The organism is Isoptericola sp. NPDC057559, assembly GCF_042801555.1.
In the GTDB taxonomy this organism is placed as follows: domain Bacteria; phylum Actinomycetota; class Actinomycetes; order Actinomycetales; family Cellulomonadaceae; genus Isoptericola.
In genome coordinates this window covers 175,494-189,500 of sequence record NZ_JBHVFQ010000004.1, presented here as the reverse complement: position 1 = coordinate 189,500, position 14,007 = coordinate 175,494, and the positions used below count along the sequence as shown (strand labels likewise).

Sequence of the window (14,007 nt, the reverse complement as noted above, 5' to 3'; positions counted from 1 at the left end):
GTCGCGCGTCAGGCCTCGGCCGCGGCGGCGGACTCCTCGTCGACCTCGGCGCACAGCCGCTGCCACAGCGCGTCGACCTGCTCGCGCAGCCGGTCCTCGGTGCCCGCCCCGTCGAGCGTGACGTCGGCGACCGCGGTCCGCTCCTCGTCCGTCGCCTGGGCCGCGACCCGGGCGCGCGCCGCCGCCTCGTCGAGCCCGCGCCCCTCGACGAGGCGGCGGACCCGCTGCTCGGCCGGGGCGTGCACCACGACGAGCAGGTGGAAGTGGTCCGCCTGCCCCGTCTCGACCAGGAGCGGGATGTCGTGCACGACGACCGCCCGGTCGTCGGCCGCACCGGCCAGCGCCTCCCGCTCGGCGGCGATCCGCCGGATCTCGGGGTGCAGGATGCCCTCGAGGCGTTCCCGGGCCGCCGCGTCGTCGAACACGAGCCGACCGAGCGCCGGCCGGTCCAGCGAGCCGTCGTCGGCGAGCACCCCGTCCCCGAAGGCCGCCACCACCTCCTCCAGCCCGACCGTGCCGGGGGCCACCACCTCGCGCGCGAGGACGTCGTGGTCGATCACGACGGCGCCCAGCTCGGCGAGGCGGCGAGCGACGACGGACTTGCCTGCGGCGATGCCGCCCGTGAGGCCGATGCGAAGCATGGGGACCATCCTGCCCCCGGCGTAGGCTTCCCGCCATGAGCGCCCACGGCACCAGGCGGCGGCGCGAGGGGGAGGTGGCATGGCGGGCGGCGGCATGATGCGCTCGTACCTGAAGGACTCGTCGGTCAAGGACCGGCGGCTGACAGGCTCGACCCTCCGGCGGATCCTCGCCTTCTCCCGGCCGTACCGGGCCCAGCTCAGCGGCTTCGTCGCGCTCCTGGTGCTCAGCGCCGGGGCCGGCGCCGTGACCCCGCTGCTGTTCCGGCGCCTCATCGACGACGGCATCGCGCACGGCGACCGCGCTCTGGTCGTCTCGATGGCGGCGGCGGCCGTCGCCATCGCGCTGGCGGCCGCGGCGCTGGCCGTGGCCGAGCGGTGGCTCTCGTCGCGGGTCGGCGAGGGACTCATCCTCGACCTGCGCACCGCCGTCTTCGACCACGTGCAGCGGATGCCGCTCGCGTTCTTCGCGCGGGCGCGCACCGGCGCCCTCGTGCAGCGCCTCAACGGCGACGTCCTCGGCGCGCAGCAGGCGTTCACCTCCACCCTGCAGACCGTGGTGTCCAACGGCCTGACGATCGCGTTCACCCTCGCCGCCATGTTCGCCATGTCCTGGCGGCTCACCCTGGTGTCCCTCGTCCTGCTGCCCGCGTTCGTGCTCCCCGCGCGCTGGTTCGGCCGCCGGCTCGCCACGCTCGCGCGCACCGGCTACGACCTCAACGCGGACGCGGGCCAGATGATGAACGAGCGCTTCAACGTCGCGGGCGCGCACCTCGTCAAGGTCTTCGGCGACCCCGACCTCGAGAGCGAGCGCTACGCGGCCCAGGTGGGCCACCTGCGCGACCTCGGCGTACGCACGGCGCTGCTCGGCACCTGGTTCCGCGTGGGCCTCACGACGCTGGCCTCCGTCGCCATCGCCCTGGTCTACGGGCTGGGCGGGCTGCAGGCGATCGCCGGCGAGCTCACCGTGGGCACCGTCGTGGCACTCACCGCCTATCTCGGGCGCCTGTACGGCCCGCTCTCCGCGATGTCGAACGTCCAGGTGGACGTCATGACCGCCCTGGTGAGCTTCGAGCGGGTGCTCGAGGTGCTCGACCTCGAGCCCGCCATCGCCGAGAAGCCGGGCGCCGTCGACCTCCGCGAGGCCGTGGCGCGCCGCGGCGCCTCCGTCGAGCTGGACCGGGTCACCTTCCGCTACCCGACCGCCGACGAGGTCTCGCTCGCCTCGCTCGAGTCCGTCGCGACGCTGAGCTCGGACCCCACCGGCGACACCCTGCACGACGTCTCCTTCACCGTGCCCGCGGGCGCCATGGTCGCGCTCGTCGGGCCGTCGGGTGCCGGCAAGACCACCATCTCCCAGCTCGTGTCGCGCATGTACGACCCGACCTCGGGGGCGGTGCGGATCGCCGGGACGGACCTGCGCGACGTCACGGCCGCCTCGCTGCGCGGCACCGTCGGCGTGGTGTCCCAGGAGGCGCACCTCTTCCACGACACCGTCGCGGCCAACCTGCGCTTCGCCCGCCCCGACGCCTCCGACGAGGACCTCGAGCGAGCCCTGCGGCAGGCGCGCATCTGGGACCTCGTCGCCCGGCTGCCGGAGGGGGTCGACACGGTCGTGGGCGACCGCGGCTACCGCCTCTCCGGCGGGGAGCGCCAGCGCCTCGCCATCGCCCGGCTCCTGCTCAGGGCGCCTGACGTCGTCGTGCTCGACGAGGCCACGGCGCACCTCGACTCCGAGTCCGAGGCCGCCGTGCAGGCGGCCCTCGACCAGGCTCTGGCCGACCGGACCTCCCTGGTCATCGCCCACCGGCTCTCGACCGTCCGCGCCGCGGACGCCATCGTCGTGCTGGCCGAGGGCCGCGTCGTCGAGGTCGGCACCCACCCCGAGCTCCTGGCCGCCGGCGGCCTGTACGCCGAGCTCTACGCCACCCAGTTCGCCGACGCCGAACCGTCCCCGACCGACTAGGCAGGCGCGGAGCCCGGGCCGCGCGCGGACCGGCGGCCCCTGCGCCGTCGGGCGCAGCGGAGCCCCACGCCTCATCCCGCGACCGGTCGTCCGCGACCGGCGCCACCGCACTCCCCCGCACGCACGACGGCGGCCCGCCACCCCGAGGGGTGACGGGCCGCCGTGGGCGTCCGGTGGGTCGTTGCCGACCCGGCCGGATCAGTTGCCGGTGAGCTTCTCGCGAAGCGCGGCGAGCGCCTCGTCCGAGGCGAGCGTGCCCGCGGCCTCCTGCGCCGGCGGGGCCGACGAGTAGGAGGACGACGAGGAGCTGCTGCTCGACGAGCTGCTGCCGGGGACCGCGTCGTTCACGGCCGCGTCCGCGTCGGCCGTGATGGCCGCACGGACCTGCTCGCGGTGCGACTCCCAGCGGGCGTGCGCCTTGGCGTACTCCGCCTCCCAGGCCTCGCGCTGCGTCTCGAAGCCCTCGAGCCACTCGTTGGTCTCCGGGTCGAAGCCCTCGGGGTACTTGTACTCGCCGTTCTCGTCGTACTCGGCAGCCATGCCGTAGAGCGCGGGGTCGAAGTCCTCGGACTCCGGGTCCATGCCCTCGTTGGCCTGCTTGAGCGAGAGCGAGATGCGGCGACGCTCGAGGTCGATGTCGATGACCTTGACGAACACCTCGGCACCCACGCTGACGACCTGCTCGGGCAGCTCGACGTGGCGCACGGCCAGCTCCGAGATGTGCACGAGACCCTCGATGCCGTCCTCCACGCGGACGAATGCACCGAACGGCACCAGCTTGGTGACCTTGCCGGGCACGACCTGGCCGATGGCGTGCGTGCGGGCGAAGGTCTGCCACGGGTCCTCCTGCGTCGCCTTCAGCGACAGGGAGACACGCTCGCGGTCGAAGTCGACGTCGAGAACCTCGACGGTGACCTCCTGGCCCACCTCGACGACCTCGGACGGGTGGTCGATGTGCTTCCAGGACAGCTCCGAGACGTGCACCAGACCGTCGACGCCGCCGAGGTCCACGAACGCACCGAAGTTGACGATCGAGGAGACGACACCGGGGCGCACCTGGCCCTTCTGCAGGGTCTGCAGGAAGGTGGAGCGAACCTCGGACTGCGTCTGCTCGAGCCAGGCACGGCGCGACAGGACCACGTTGTTGCGGTTCTTGTCGAGCTCGATGATCTTGGCCTCGATCTCCTTGCCGACGTACGGCGCGAGGTCGCGGACACGACGCATCTCCACGAGGGAGGCGGGGAGGAAGCCACGGAGACCGATGTCGAGGATGAGGCCACCCTTGACGACCTCGATGACGGTGCCGGTGACGACGCCGTCCTCCTCCTTGATCTTCTCGATCGTGCCCCAGGCGCGCTCGTACTGGGCGCGCTTCTTGGACAGGATCAGGCGACCCTCCTTGTCCTCCTTCTGGAGGACGAGAGCCTCGACGGCGTCGCCCACGGCGACAACCTCGCCCGGGTCGACGTCGTGCTTGATGGAGAGCTCCCGGGACGGGATCACGCCCTCCGTCTTGTAACCGATGTCGAGGAGGACCTCGTCGCGGTCGACCTTGACGATCGTGCCTTCCACGATGTCACCATCGTTGAAGTACTTGATGGTGGCGTCGACGGCGGCAAGGAAGTCTTCCTCGGTGCCGATGTCGTTGACGGCAACCTGGGGGGCGGACTTCGTGGTGGAGATGGTCATTGAGTAGATGCTCCGATGCGGACAGGACGTAGTGCGGACAGGGTCTGTGGTACGTGCACCGGGAGGCGACGCGACAAGCGATCCGCACGTCTGCGATCCGAAGGTCAAGACGTCCTCGGGCGCACTGCACCGCCGAACATCTTATCGACGGCGCTGCGATGGGTCAACGCGCCGGCCGCGCCGCCGACGTGACCGCCGACCGCCCGTCCGGAGCCCGTGCCACGATGACCGGGTGAGCCGCCATCCTCCCGCGCCGCGCCCGATCTCGCACGCGGGTTATCAGGACGTCCCGGACGACGCCGGCAACGCGGCCTCGCGCGGATGGTGGGACGAGAACGCCGCCGAGTACCTCGCCGAGCACGGCGACTTCCTGGGCGACGCGGGCTTCCGCTGGGGCCCCGAGGGGCTGACCGAGGCCGAGGCGGGGCTGCTCGGCGACGTGTCGGGCGCCCGCGTCGTCGAGGTGGGCGCCGGCGCCGCGCACTGCGCCCGGTGGCTCGCGACCCGGGGGGCCCGCGTGGTCGCCACCGACGTGTCGGCCCGGATGCTCGCCGGCGCCGCGCACCTCAACGACGCCACCGGCCTGGCCGTCCCGCTCGTCCAGGCCGACGCCCGCCGTCTGCCGTTCGCCGCCGGCAGCGCGGACGTGGTCTTCACGTCCTACGGGGCGATCCCCTTCGTGGCCGACGCCCGCCGGGTCCACGCCGAGGCGGCGCGCGTGCTCCGCCCCGGCGGCCGGTGGGTGTTCTCCGTGACCCACCCCGTGCGCTGGGCGTTCCCCGACGACCCCACGACCCGCGGACTCACCGCGGACCGGTCGTACTTCGACCGGCGCCCCTACGTGGAGGCCGACGACCGCGGCGAGGTCCGGTACGCGGAGTACCACCGCACCGTCGGCGACCACGTGCGCGACGTCGCCGCCGCCGGGCTGCGGCTCCGCGACGTCGTCGAGCCCGAGTGGCCGGCGTGGAACACCGCGACCTGGGGCGGCTGGAGCCCCGAGCGCGGCGCCGTCCTGCCGGGCACCGCGGTGTTCGTCACCACCAAGGACTGACCGGCCCCGTCGGGCGGCCGTGGCGGTCAGTGACCGGCGTCGTGCCAGGTGGGCCCGGCGCCGACCGACACGTCCAGCGGGACGTCGAGCGACACCGCCGACCCCATCTGGGAGCGCAGCACGTCCTCGGCCGCCTCCCGCTCCCCCGGCGCGACCTCGACCACGAGCTCGTCGTGCACCTGCAGCAGCAGGCGCGAGGCCAGGCCGCGCTCGTCCAGCTCGCGCTGGACGCCGAGCATCGCCACCTTGATGATGTCCGCCGCACTGCCCTGGATCGGGGCGTTGAGCGCCATGCGCTCGGCCATCTGGCGGCGCTGCCGGTTGTCGCTGGTGAGGTCCGGCAGGTAGCGCCGGCGGCCCAGGATCGTGGCCGTGTACCCGGTGGCGCGCGCCTCCTCCACCACGCCGGTCAGGTAGTCGCGCACGCCGCCGAACCGCGTGAAGTAGTCGTCCATCAGCGACTGCGCCTCGCCCGTGGGGATCGTGAGCTGCTGCGACAGGCCGAACGCGCTCAGCCCGTAGGCGAGGCCGTAGCTCATCGCCTTGATCTTCGAGCGCATCTCGGCGGTGACGTCCTCGGGGGCCACCTCGAAGACGCGCGAGCCCACGTACCGGTGCAGGTCCTCCCCCGAGCGGAACGCCTCGATGAGCCCCTCGTCGCCCGACAGGTGCGCCATGATCCGCATCTCGATCTGGCTGTAGTCGGCGGTGAGCAGCGTCTCGTAGCCCTCCCCGACCCGGAAGGCGCGGCGGATGCGGCGGCCCTCCTCGGTGCGGATCGGGATGTTCTGCAGGTTGGGGTCCGTGGAGCTCAGCCGGCCCGTGGCGGCGATGGTCTGCTGGAAGGTCGTGTGGATCCGCCCGTCGGGGGCGACCGACTTCAGCAGGCCCTCCACCGTGGAGCGCAGGCGGGTGGCGTCCCGGTGCGCCAGGAGGTGCTCGAGGAACGGGTGCTCCGTCTTGACGTACAGGTCCTGCAGCGACGCGGCGTCGGTGGTGTAGCCCGTCTTGATCTTCTTGGTCTTGGGCATCCCGAGCTGGTCGAAGAGCACCTCCTGCAGCTGCTTCGGGCTACCGAGGTTCACCTGCCGCCCGATGACGTCGTAGGCGTCCGCCGCCGCGTCGGCCACCATCGAGGCGAACTGGCGCTCGAGCTCGGTGAGGTACTCGACGTCCGCGGCGATGCCGGTGGACTCCATCCGGCCCAGCACGGCCGTCAGCGGCAGCTCCAGGTCGACGAGCAGGTCGGCCGCCCCGCGGTCGGCGAGCTGCCCCGTGAGGGCCTCGGCGAGCTCCACGACGGCCGCGGCGCGGACGGCCGCCTGCCGGGCCCGCGGGTCGTCGGCGTCGTCCCCGCCGTCGAGGGCCAGGTCCAGCGCGCCCTGGCCGGCGGCGTCGGCCGCCTCGCCCGCGGACAGCTCGCGCCCGAGGAGGCGCACCGTGAGGTCGGCGAGGTCGTAGCCGCGCTGGTCCGGGTAGCACAGGTAGGCCGCGAGCTCCGTGTCGAACGTGACGCCGCGCAGGTCGAGCCCTCGGCCGGCGAGCTCGTGCCACGCCGCCTTGGCGCCGTGCACGACCTTGGGCGCGTCGGGGTCCGCGAGCCATGCGGCGAGGACGCGCTCGTCCTCGGGCGTCACGTCCGCGAGGTCGACGACGGCGGCCGCGCCCTGGCCGGCGTCCGAGGGCCCCTCCGCGACCGCCACCTCCCAGGCGTCGCCCGCGCCCGGCGTCGGGGTGCCCGTGACCTCCAGGCCGAGAGCGCGCCCGGCTCGGGCCGCGAGCCAGTCGCCCAGCCCGCCGGGCTCCAGGGCGGCGAGGTCGACCTGGACCCCCGCGACGGCGGCCTCCTCGGCCGGCTCGGCCGCCGGGTCGACGGCGAGCAACCGGTCGCGCAGCGTGCCGAACTGCAGGGTGTCGGAGACCCGGTGCACGGCCTCGCGGTCGAACCCGGCCAGGCTCAGGTCGTCGATCGCGAGGGGCAGCTCCAGGCGGTCGAGGAGCGCGTTCAGCTCGCGGTTGAGGCGCACCTGGTCGATCGCCTCGCGCAGGTTCCCCGCTGCCTTGCCCTTGAGCTCGTCCACGTGCTCGAGGAGCGGGTCCAGACCGCCGTAGGTGGTGACCCACTTCGCGGCGGTCTTGGGCCCGACGCCGGCCACGCCCGGCAGGTTGTCGCTGGACTCCCCGACCAGCGCGGCGAGGTCGGGGTACTGGTGCGGGGGCACGCCGTACTTCTCCTCGACCGCCTCCGGCGTCATGCGGGCGAGGTCCGAGACCCCGCGCTTCGGGTAGAGCACGGTCACGCGCTCGTTCACGAGCTGCAGCGAGTCGCGGTCCCCCGAGCAGACCAGCACGTCCAGGCCCGCCTCGGCGCCCTCGCGGGCGAGCGTCGCCAGGATGTCGTCGGCCTCGATGCCCTCGCGCTGGAGCGCCGGGATGCGCAGCGCCTCGAGGACCTCCTTGATGAGCGGCACCTGGCCGCGGAAGACCTCGGGCGTCGCGTCGCGGTTGCCCTTGTACTCCGGGAACCGCTCCGTGCGGAACGTCACGCGGCCGGCGTCGAACGCCACGGCCGCGTGCGTCGGCTGCTCGTCGCGCAGCAGGTTGGTGAGCATCGACGTGAACCCGTAGACGGCGTTCGTCACCTGGCCGCTGGAGGTCACCAGCGTGTCCGGCAGCGCGAAGAACGCGCGGTAGGCCATGGAGTGGCCGTCGATCAGGAGGAGGCGTGGGCGGGTCCCGGTTCGCGCGGAGGTCGTCACGGGTGCCAACCTATCGCCCATGGCTGACACCTCCACCGGCACGCCCGAGTTCCCCAGCACCCTGGACCAGTGGGCGGCCGCCAGCCGCGGCACGCTCATCGAGCGCCTCGGTATCGAGCTCACCGGCGTCGCCGCCGACCTCACCACGGGCACCATGCCGGTGGCCGGCAACACGCAGCCCGCGGGCCTGCTGCACGGCGGGGCGACGGCGTCTCTCGCGGAGACGCTCGCGTCGGTCGCCGCCCAGCAGCATGCCGGGCCGGGGCGCGCCGCCGTCGGGCTGGAGCTCAACGCCACGCACCACCGCGGGGTGCGGTCGGGGACCGTGCACGGGGAGGCCAGCGCCCTGCACCTGGGGCGGTCGACGGCGGCCTACGAGATCGTCGTCACCGACGACGCCGGCCGGCGCGTGTGCACCGCGCGGCTGACCTGCATGATCCTCGAGGGCCGCTAGGCCGCGTCGACGGAACACGGGACCGGCCGCTCGGCGGCCGTGCGGCCCGGGCGCGCCCGCGGGCTCAGGAGGGGACGGACTCGCTCGTGGCGTCGCGCCGCGGGACGACGCCCAGCTCGCCGAGCACCTCGTCCGCGCCGCCCTCCGAGCCGTCGGCGGCCCGCTCGGCCGCCTCGCGCAGAGCGGCGTCCCGCTCCTCCTGGAAGGCCCGCAGGTCCACGGGGCCGGTCGGCAGCCCCGCGGCGCGGGCGCGCCGGCGTCGCGCCACGAGGTCCTCGATCGCGGCCCGGGTCGCCTCGCGGCGCCCGACGCGCACCGCGGCGCGCGAGGACCGGGGGTTCTCCTGGGCCAGGCGGCGCAGCAGGGTCGCCGTGGCGACCACGCGGTGCCCGGACGTCGGGGCGAACCCGAGGCGGGCGAGGAAGCGGTGCATCCCCCGCGCGCCGGGGGCGGGTGCGCAGTAGACGTTCTCGGCGCCGCGCTCCCCCGCGACGGCCGCGGCCGCCGCGATCAGCGCGTGGCCGACGCCGCGCCGCCGCGCCGCCGGGGAGACGAAGACGGCGTCGACGTACAGGCTCGTGGTCGTCGCGAAGAGCAGGGGGTCGATGACGCGCAGCACGGCGAAGCCGACGATCTCGTCCTCGTGGGTCGCGACGAGGACCTGACCACCCGCGCCCAGCAGGACGCTCAGGTGCTCCAGCAGCCGCGACGCGTCGGCAGGGGAACCCTGCACCGCCGACGGCGACTCCTCGACCGCACGCTCGGCGAGGTGCGCGACGGCGACCATGTCGTCCTGCTCGGCCAGCCGGACCTCGACCGCTGCACGCATCGGCACCTCCTCGACGAAAAGACCGCGTCCCCTGCCCCCGGCGGGGCGGGAGACCTCCCACCCGACTGCTCGGGAACCGGTCCGGGCGGCGCCCGGACTCACGGTCGTTGAAGCATGAATATCACAGATCGGTTACGACACCCAGGCGACGATAGCGGCCGACAGGACGTCGCACAATGGCCGTGGCCCGGTCGCAGGACGAGTCCTGCGACCGGGCCACGGCCCTGCGAGTCAGGCCCCGACCTGCTCGATGACGGCGTCCGCGACCTCGCGCATGGTGAGGCGGCGGTCCATCGACGTCTTCTGGATCCAGCGGAAGGACTCCGGCTCGCTCAGACCCATCTTGGTCATCAGCAGGCCCTTGGCGCGGTCCACGCGCTTGCGGGTCTCGAAGCGCTCGGTGAGGTCCGCGACCTCCGACTCGAGGGCGCCGATCTGCTGGTACCGGGAGATGGCGATCTCCACGGCCGGCAGCAGGTCCGCCGGGGTGAACGGCTTGACGACGTAGGCCATCGCGCCGGCGTCGCGCGCCCGCTCGACGAGCTCGGTCTGCGAGAACGCGGTGAGCAGCACGACCGGCGCAGCGTGCGCCTTGCCGATCCGCTCGGCCGCCGAGATGCCGTCCAGCTCGGGCATCTTGACGTCCATGACCACGACGTCGGGCTTGAGCTCGGTCGCGAGGCGGACGGCGGTCTCGCCGTCGCCGGCCTCGCCGACGACGTCGAAGCCGGCCTCGCGCAGCGTCTCGACGACGTCCATGCGGATGAGGGCCTCGTCCTCGACGACGACCGCGCGACGCGCGGGTCGCTCCGGCGTCTTCGGGGCCTCGGGCTCCTGATCGATCAGGGGCGGCAGGTCGAGCGGCACCGTCGCCTCGGGCTTCGCGTCGTGGGGCTTCTCGTCGGTCACGCGTCCCATCCTAGTGGTCGCGACGGGGCGCCGCGTCCCGTGCCGGGTGTGACGAGGGCGACGGGTCGCGCGTCGCCCGCGCGCCCGAGTTGGGCGGCTCGGCCCGCGACCTGCACCTGTGGTTCGATGGGGCTCGCACCGCCCCGGTAGCCCAACCGGCAGAGGCAATCGGCTCAAACCCGATCCAGTGCGGGTTCGAATCCCGCCCGGGGCACCTCACGCACTCCCGGGGACCCGCCCCCGCCGCAGCACCGCTCCCGCACCTCCCCGCCCGGGTCCCTTGCCGCGGCCTCCCGGTGTCGGTAACTTTCAGGAGCATGGCCCTGCGGGGCAACCATTGACGAAGACGCGACGTGTCCGGCGCCGACTCGTCCCGCGACGAGGCGGGCCGCGACGGCACCATCACGCCGGCGACGACGCCGGCGCTCCTCGCGGGACGACCCGGGCCCGACGACGCCCCGGGACGCCCTGCACGCAGCATGAGGCAGGAAGGACCCCTGACGATGCGCCACCATCCCGACGCCCGCCCACCGGCCGACCGCGGCCCACGGCTCAACCGCCGCCAGCTCCTGACCGGCACCGCGCTGGGCGCGGCGACCGTCCCCCTCGCCGCGCTCGGCGCACAGGCCCGGCCCGGCACGTCCGCGGGCGCGGGCGTGCCGGCCCGGCAGGTCGTCCCGGGCGCCGACCGCGCCCACGCCGACGGCTGGGCCACGCTCCGCGGCGAGCGGGTCGGCATCATCACCAACCCGACCGGCGTGCTGCGCAACCTGCGCAACGTCGTCGACGAGATGCACGCGTCCGGAGCCGTCGACCTCGTCGGCGTGTTCGGGCCCGAGCACGGCTTCCGCGGCACCGCGCAGGCGGGGAGCTCCGAGGGGACGTTCGTCGACGAGCGCACCGGCCTGACCGTCTACGACGCCTACGGCGCCGGGGTCGCGAAGATGACCGAGATGTTCGCCGCCGCCGACGTCGAGACCGTCGTCTTCGACATCCAGGACGTCGGCGCCCGCTTCTACACGTACATCTGGACGATGTGGACCGCGATGCAGGCCGCCGTGGCGACGGGCTCGCGCTTCGTCGTCCTGGACCGCCCCAACCCCGTGGGCGGCACCGCCCGGGGGCCGATGATGACCAGCGCGTTCACCTCGGGCGTGGGCGCCAAGGAGATCGTGCAGGCGCACGGCATGACGGTCGGCGAGCTCGCCCGGTTCTTCGACGGCGAGTTCCTGCCCGACGTCGTCGGGGACCGCCTCGCCCGCCTCGACGTGGTCGAGGTCGCGGGCTGGCGTCGCGACGTCACGTTCGCCGGGACCGGCCTCGACTTCGTCATGCCGAGCCCCAACATGCCCACCCCGGACACCGCGCTCGCCTACCCCGGCACGTGCATGTTCGAGGGCACGAACCTCTCCGAGGGGCGCGGCACGACCCGGCCGTTCGAGCTCATCGGCGCGCCGTTCGTCGACCACCGCTGGGCGGAGGCGCTCACGGACGCGGGCCTGCCCGGCGTCCTCTTCCGCGAGGCCTACTTCAACCCGACGTTCAACAAGCACGCCAACACCGTGTGCGGGGGCGTCCAGGTCACCGTCGACGACCCGGCCCGCTTCGACCCCGTCCGCACGGGCGTCGCGATGCTCGTCGCCGCCGCGGAGCTGTACCCCGAGTTCGAGTGGCGGCAGGACGCGTGGGACACCGCGCGGCCCTTCTGGATCGACAAGCTCACCGGCTCCCCGCGGCTGCGCCAGCAGATCGACGGCGGCGCCACCACCGACGAGGTCGTCGCCGCCTGGCACGACGAGCTGGCCGACTTCGACCGCCGGCGCCGGCAGTACCTCCTCTACCGCGGGCCGCGGTCGTGAGCCGCCCGGTGGGGTCGGGACGAGCTCGGCGAGGTCGCGCGATGATCGCGGCGGGGCTGGCGGCCGGCCTCCTCGTCGTGCCGCTCGTGCACGCCACGACCACGAGCGCCGCGGCCGGCGGCGGGCCCGCCGTGAAGTTCATGCCGCCGTCGACCACGCTCGGCACGGCCTCCCCCACGGACGTCGGGCTGGACCCGGCGCCCATCGAGGCCGCCGTCGCCCAGGTGCGCTCGCACGAGCAGCCGGTCGGCAGCGCCCGGTACCCCCTCTATCCCGGGGCCGTCGGGCTCATGGGGTACGAGGGCAAGGTCGTGCGCACCGACGCCAGCGGCTGGGCGGTCGCGTACGGCGACCAGGGTGTGGCACTGCCCGCCGACCAGCGCGTCCCCATGCGCGAGGACACGATCTTCGACCTCGCGTCCGTGTCGAAGCTCTTCACGTCGATCGCCGTGGTGCAGCTGATCCAGGAGGGGAAGGTCGGGCTCGAGGAGCCGGTCGCGACCTATCTGCCGGAGTTCGCCGCCGGCGGCAAGGAGCAGGTCACGGTGCGGCAGCTGCTCACCCACACCTCCGGCTTCGTGGCGTGGCTGCCGCTCTGGAGCGCCTACCCCGACCGCGAGTCGCGGATCGCGGCCGTCATGGCGCAGCCGCTCGACGCACCACCCGGCACCCGCTACCTGTACAGCGACCTCAACCTCATCACCCTCGGCGTCCTCGTCGAGAAGCTGCGGGGCGAGCCGCTCGACCAGGTCGTGGCGCACCGGATCACCGGCCCGCTCGGCATGACCGACACCGGGTACAACCCGACCGCCGTGGACCGCACGGCGGCGACCGAGTACCAGTCCAGCCCGCCGCGCGGCGTCGTCCGGGGCGAGGTGCACGACGAGAACGCCTGGTCCCTCGGCGGGGTCGCCGGTCACGCGGGCGTGTTCTCGACCGCCGGCGACATGGCCGTCCTGTCCCAGGCCCTGCTCAACGGCGGCCGGTACGGCAAGGCCCGCATCCTGTCCCCCGCGTCGGTGCGCCTCATGGTCACCGACTTCAACACCGCGTTCCCCGGGGACAACCACGGGCTCGGCTTCGAGCTGGACCAGCGGTGGTACATGGACGCGATGTCCGGCCCGCACACGGCCGGGCACACCGGGTACACGGGCACGTCGATCGTCATCGACTTCGACACGCACTCGTTCGCGATCCTGCTGACCAACCGCGTGCACCCGTCGCGCGACTCGGGCAGCGTCAACGGCGCGCGGCGCGAGTGGACGCACGGCCTCGCCTACGCCCAGGGGATCGACGCCAGCCGCGGCGACGACGCCTGGTTCTCCGGCGACGCGAACGCCACCACGTCGACCCTCACCACCGCCCTCGACGTCCCCGCGAAGGGGGGCCGCCTCGCGTTCGACCTCTACCTCGACACCGAGGAGAGCGACCTGCTGCACCTGGAGACCTCCGCCGACGGCGGGGCCACCTGGGCGCCGCTGCCGTTCGTCGTGCGCGACCGCGGCCCGGTCGACCACCCCGACGGCGTCACGTCCGGCTCCGGCACCCGCCGGTGGACGCAGGCGCGCGCCGACCTCGCGCCGGGCTCGCAGCTGGTGCGCTGGCGCGTCGTGACCGACCCGCTCTATCTCGGCCGTGGCGTCCTCGTGGACGACGTCGTCGCGCGGGCCCAGGGCGGGCTGCTGCTCGACGGCGAGGCGGACCCGGGAGGGTTCCAGGCCGTGGGCTGGAGGCTCGTGGCCCGCTGACCGGCCTCCACCGGACGGAACGACGCCGGGGGCGTGGGGGGGGGGGGGGGCCGCCCCCCCCCCCCCCCCCCCGCCGCGGCGCCCGGCGGGCGGGGCGGATGA

10 protein-coding genes and 1 tRNA gene are annotated in these 14,007 nt (G+C 74.0%); 6 read left to right on the top strand and 5 right to left on the bottom strand.

All coding sequences use genetic code 11. The features are described from left to right. Nucleotides 1–8: 8 nt before the first annotated feature. A complete protein-coding gene (coaE, locus tag ACFU5J_RS06910) occupies nucleotides 9–641 on the bottom strand; it encodes a dephospho-CoA kinase (RefSeq protein WP_430578222.1) in 633 nt (210 codons plus the stop codon). Between the two features lie 79 nt (nucleotides 642–720). Between coaE and ACFU5J_RS06905 the strand changes: the two genes are divergently transcribed. Next, nucleotides 721–2,604: an ABC transporter ATP-binding protein gene (locus ACFU5J_RS06905; RefSeq protein WP_430578221.1), complete on the top strand. Its 1,884-nt coding sequence runs from the start codon at nucleotides 721–723 to the stop codon at nucleotides 2,602–2,604. Nucleotides 2,605–2,802: 198 nt separating this feature from the next. Here the strand turns inward: ACFU5J_RS06905 and rpsA are convergent, their stop codons facing one another. Then, nucleotides 2,803–4,293: a 30S ribosomal protein S1 gene (rpsA, locus tag ACFU5J_RS06900; protein ID WP_430575531.1), complete on the bottom strand. Its 1,491-nt coding sequence runs from the start codon at nucleotides 4,291–4,293 to the stop codon at nucleotides 2,803–2,805. 232 nt (nucleotides 4,294–4,525) lie between these two features. Between rpsA and ACFU5J_RS06895 the strand changes: the two genes are divergently transcribed. Continuing rightward, nucleotides 4,526–5,347 (top strand): class I SAM-dependent methyltransferase, encoded by an 822-nt coding sequence (locus ACFU5J_RS06895; protein ID WP_430578220.1) that lies wholly within the window; start codon nucleotides 4,526–4,528, stop codon nucleotides 5,345–5,347. 26 nt (nucleotides 5,348–5,373) lie between these two features. Here the strand turns inward: ACFU5J_RS06895 and polA are convergent, their stop codons facing one another. Next, nucleotides 5,374–8,127 carry a DNA polymerase I gene (gene polA / locus ACFU5J_RS06890; RefSeq protein WP_430578219.1) on the bottom strand — a complete coding sequence of 918 codons (2,754 nt, stop codon included), beginning with the start codon at nucleotides 8,125–8,127 and terminating at the stop codon, nucleotides 5,374–5,376. Between polA and ACFU5J_RS06885 the strand changes: the two genes are divergently transcribed. Next, the gene (locus ACFU5J_RS06885) at nucleotides 8,126–8,560 is read left to right on the top strand and encodes a hotdog fold thioesterase (RefSeq protein WP_430578218.1); all 435 of its coding nucleotides are present in this window, start codon (nucleotides 8,126–8,128) and stop codon (nucleotides 8,558–8,560) included. The genes polA and ACFU5J_RS06885 overlap by 2 nt on opposite strands. Before the next feature lie 64 nt (nucleotides 8,561–8,624). Here the strand turns inward: ACFU5J_RS06885 and ACFU5J_RS06880 are convergent, their stop codons facing one another. Then, nucleotides 8,625–9,389 carry a GNAT family N-acetyltransferase gene (locus ACFU5J_RS06880; RefSeq protein WP_430578217.1) on the bottom strand — a complete coding sequence of 255 codons (765 nt, stop codon included), beginning with the start codon at nucleotides 9,387–9,389 and terminating at the stop codon, nucleotides 8,625–8,627. A gap of 231 nt (nucleotides 9,390–9,620) precedes the next feature. Further along, nucleotides 9,621–10,307: an ANTAR domain-containing response regulator gene (locus tag ACFU5J_RS06875; RefSeq protein WP_380244664.1), complete on the bottom strand. Its 687-nt coding sequence runs from the start codon at nucleotides 10,305–10,307 to the stop codon at nucleotides 9,621–9,623. A 131-nt stretch (nucleotides 10,308–10,438) separates the two neighbouring features. Between ACFU5J_RS06875 and ACFU5J_RS06870 the strand changes: the two genes are divergently transcribed. The 3 genes from ACFU5J_RS06870 (at nucleotide 10,439) to ACFU5J_RS06860 (ending at nucleotide 13,905) form a co-directional block, all read left to right on the top strand. Beyond that, a tRNA-Leu gene (locus tag ACFU5J_RS06870) sits at nucleotides 10,439–10,512 on the top strand. 289 nt (nucleotides 10,513–10,801) lie between these two features. Further along, a complete protein-coding gene (locus tag ACFU5J_RS06865) occupies nucleotides 10,802–12,157 on the top strand; it encodes an exo-beta-N-acetylmuramidase NamZ domain-containing protein (RefSeq protein WP_430575526.1) in 1,356 nt (451 codons plus the stop codon). 41 nt (nucleotides 12,158–12,198) lie between these two features. Continuing rightward, the gene (locus tag ACFU5J_RS06860) at nucleotides 12,199–13,905 is read left to right on the top strand and encodes a serine hydrolase (RefSeq protein ID WP_430578216.1); all 1,707 of its coding nucleotides are present in this window, start codon (nucleotides 12,199–12,201) and stop codon (nucleotides 13,903–13,905) included. Nucleotides 13,906–14,007: the final 102 nt, after the last annotated feature.

Excerpts from the sequence above, each read along its gene's own strand:
- coaE (WP_430578222.1), bottom strand. The coding sequence starts at position 641 with ATGCTTCGCATCGGCCTCACGGGCGGCATCGCCGCAGGCAAGTCCGTC.
- ACFU5J_RS06905 (WP_430578221.1), top strand. The coding sequence starts at position 721 with ATGGCGGGCGGCGGCATGATGCGCTCGTACCTGAAGGACTCGTCGGTC.
- rpsA (WP_430575531.1), bottom strand. The coding sequence starts at position 4,293 with ATGACCATCTCCACCACGAAGTCCGCCCCCCAGGTTGCCGTCAACGAC.
- ACFU5J_RS06885 (WP_430578218.1), top strand. The coding sequence starts at position 8,126 with ATGGCTGACACCTCCACCGGCACGCCCGAGTTCCCCAGCACCCTGGAC.
- polA (WP_430578219.1), bottom strand. The coding sequence starts at position 8,127 with ATGGGCGATAGGTTGGCACCCGTGACGACCTCCGCGCGAACCGGGACC.
- ACFU5J_RS06880 (WP_430578217.1), bottom strand. The coding sequence starts at position 9,389 with ATGCGTGCAGCGGTCGAGGTCCGGCTGGCCGAGCAGGACGACATGGTC.
- ACFU5J_RS06875 (WP_380244664.1), bottom strand. The coding sequence starts at position 10,307 with ATGGGACGCGTGACCGACGAGAAGCCCCACGACGCGAAGCCCGAGGCG.
- ACFU5J_RS06865 (WP_430575526.1), top strand. The coding sequence starts at position 10,802 with ATGCGCCACCATCCCGACGCCCGCCCACCGGCCGACCGCGGCCCACGG.
- ACFU5J_RS06860 (WP_430578216.1), top strand. The coding sequence starts at position 12,199 with ATGATCGCGGCGGGGCTGGCGGCCGGCCTCCTCGTCGTGCCGCTCGTG.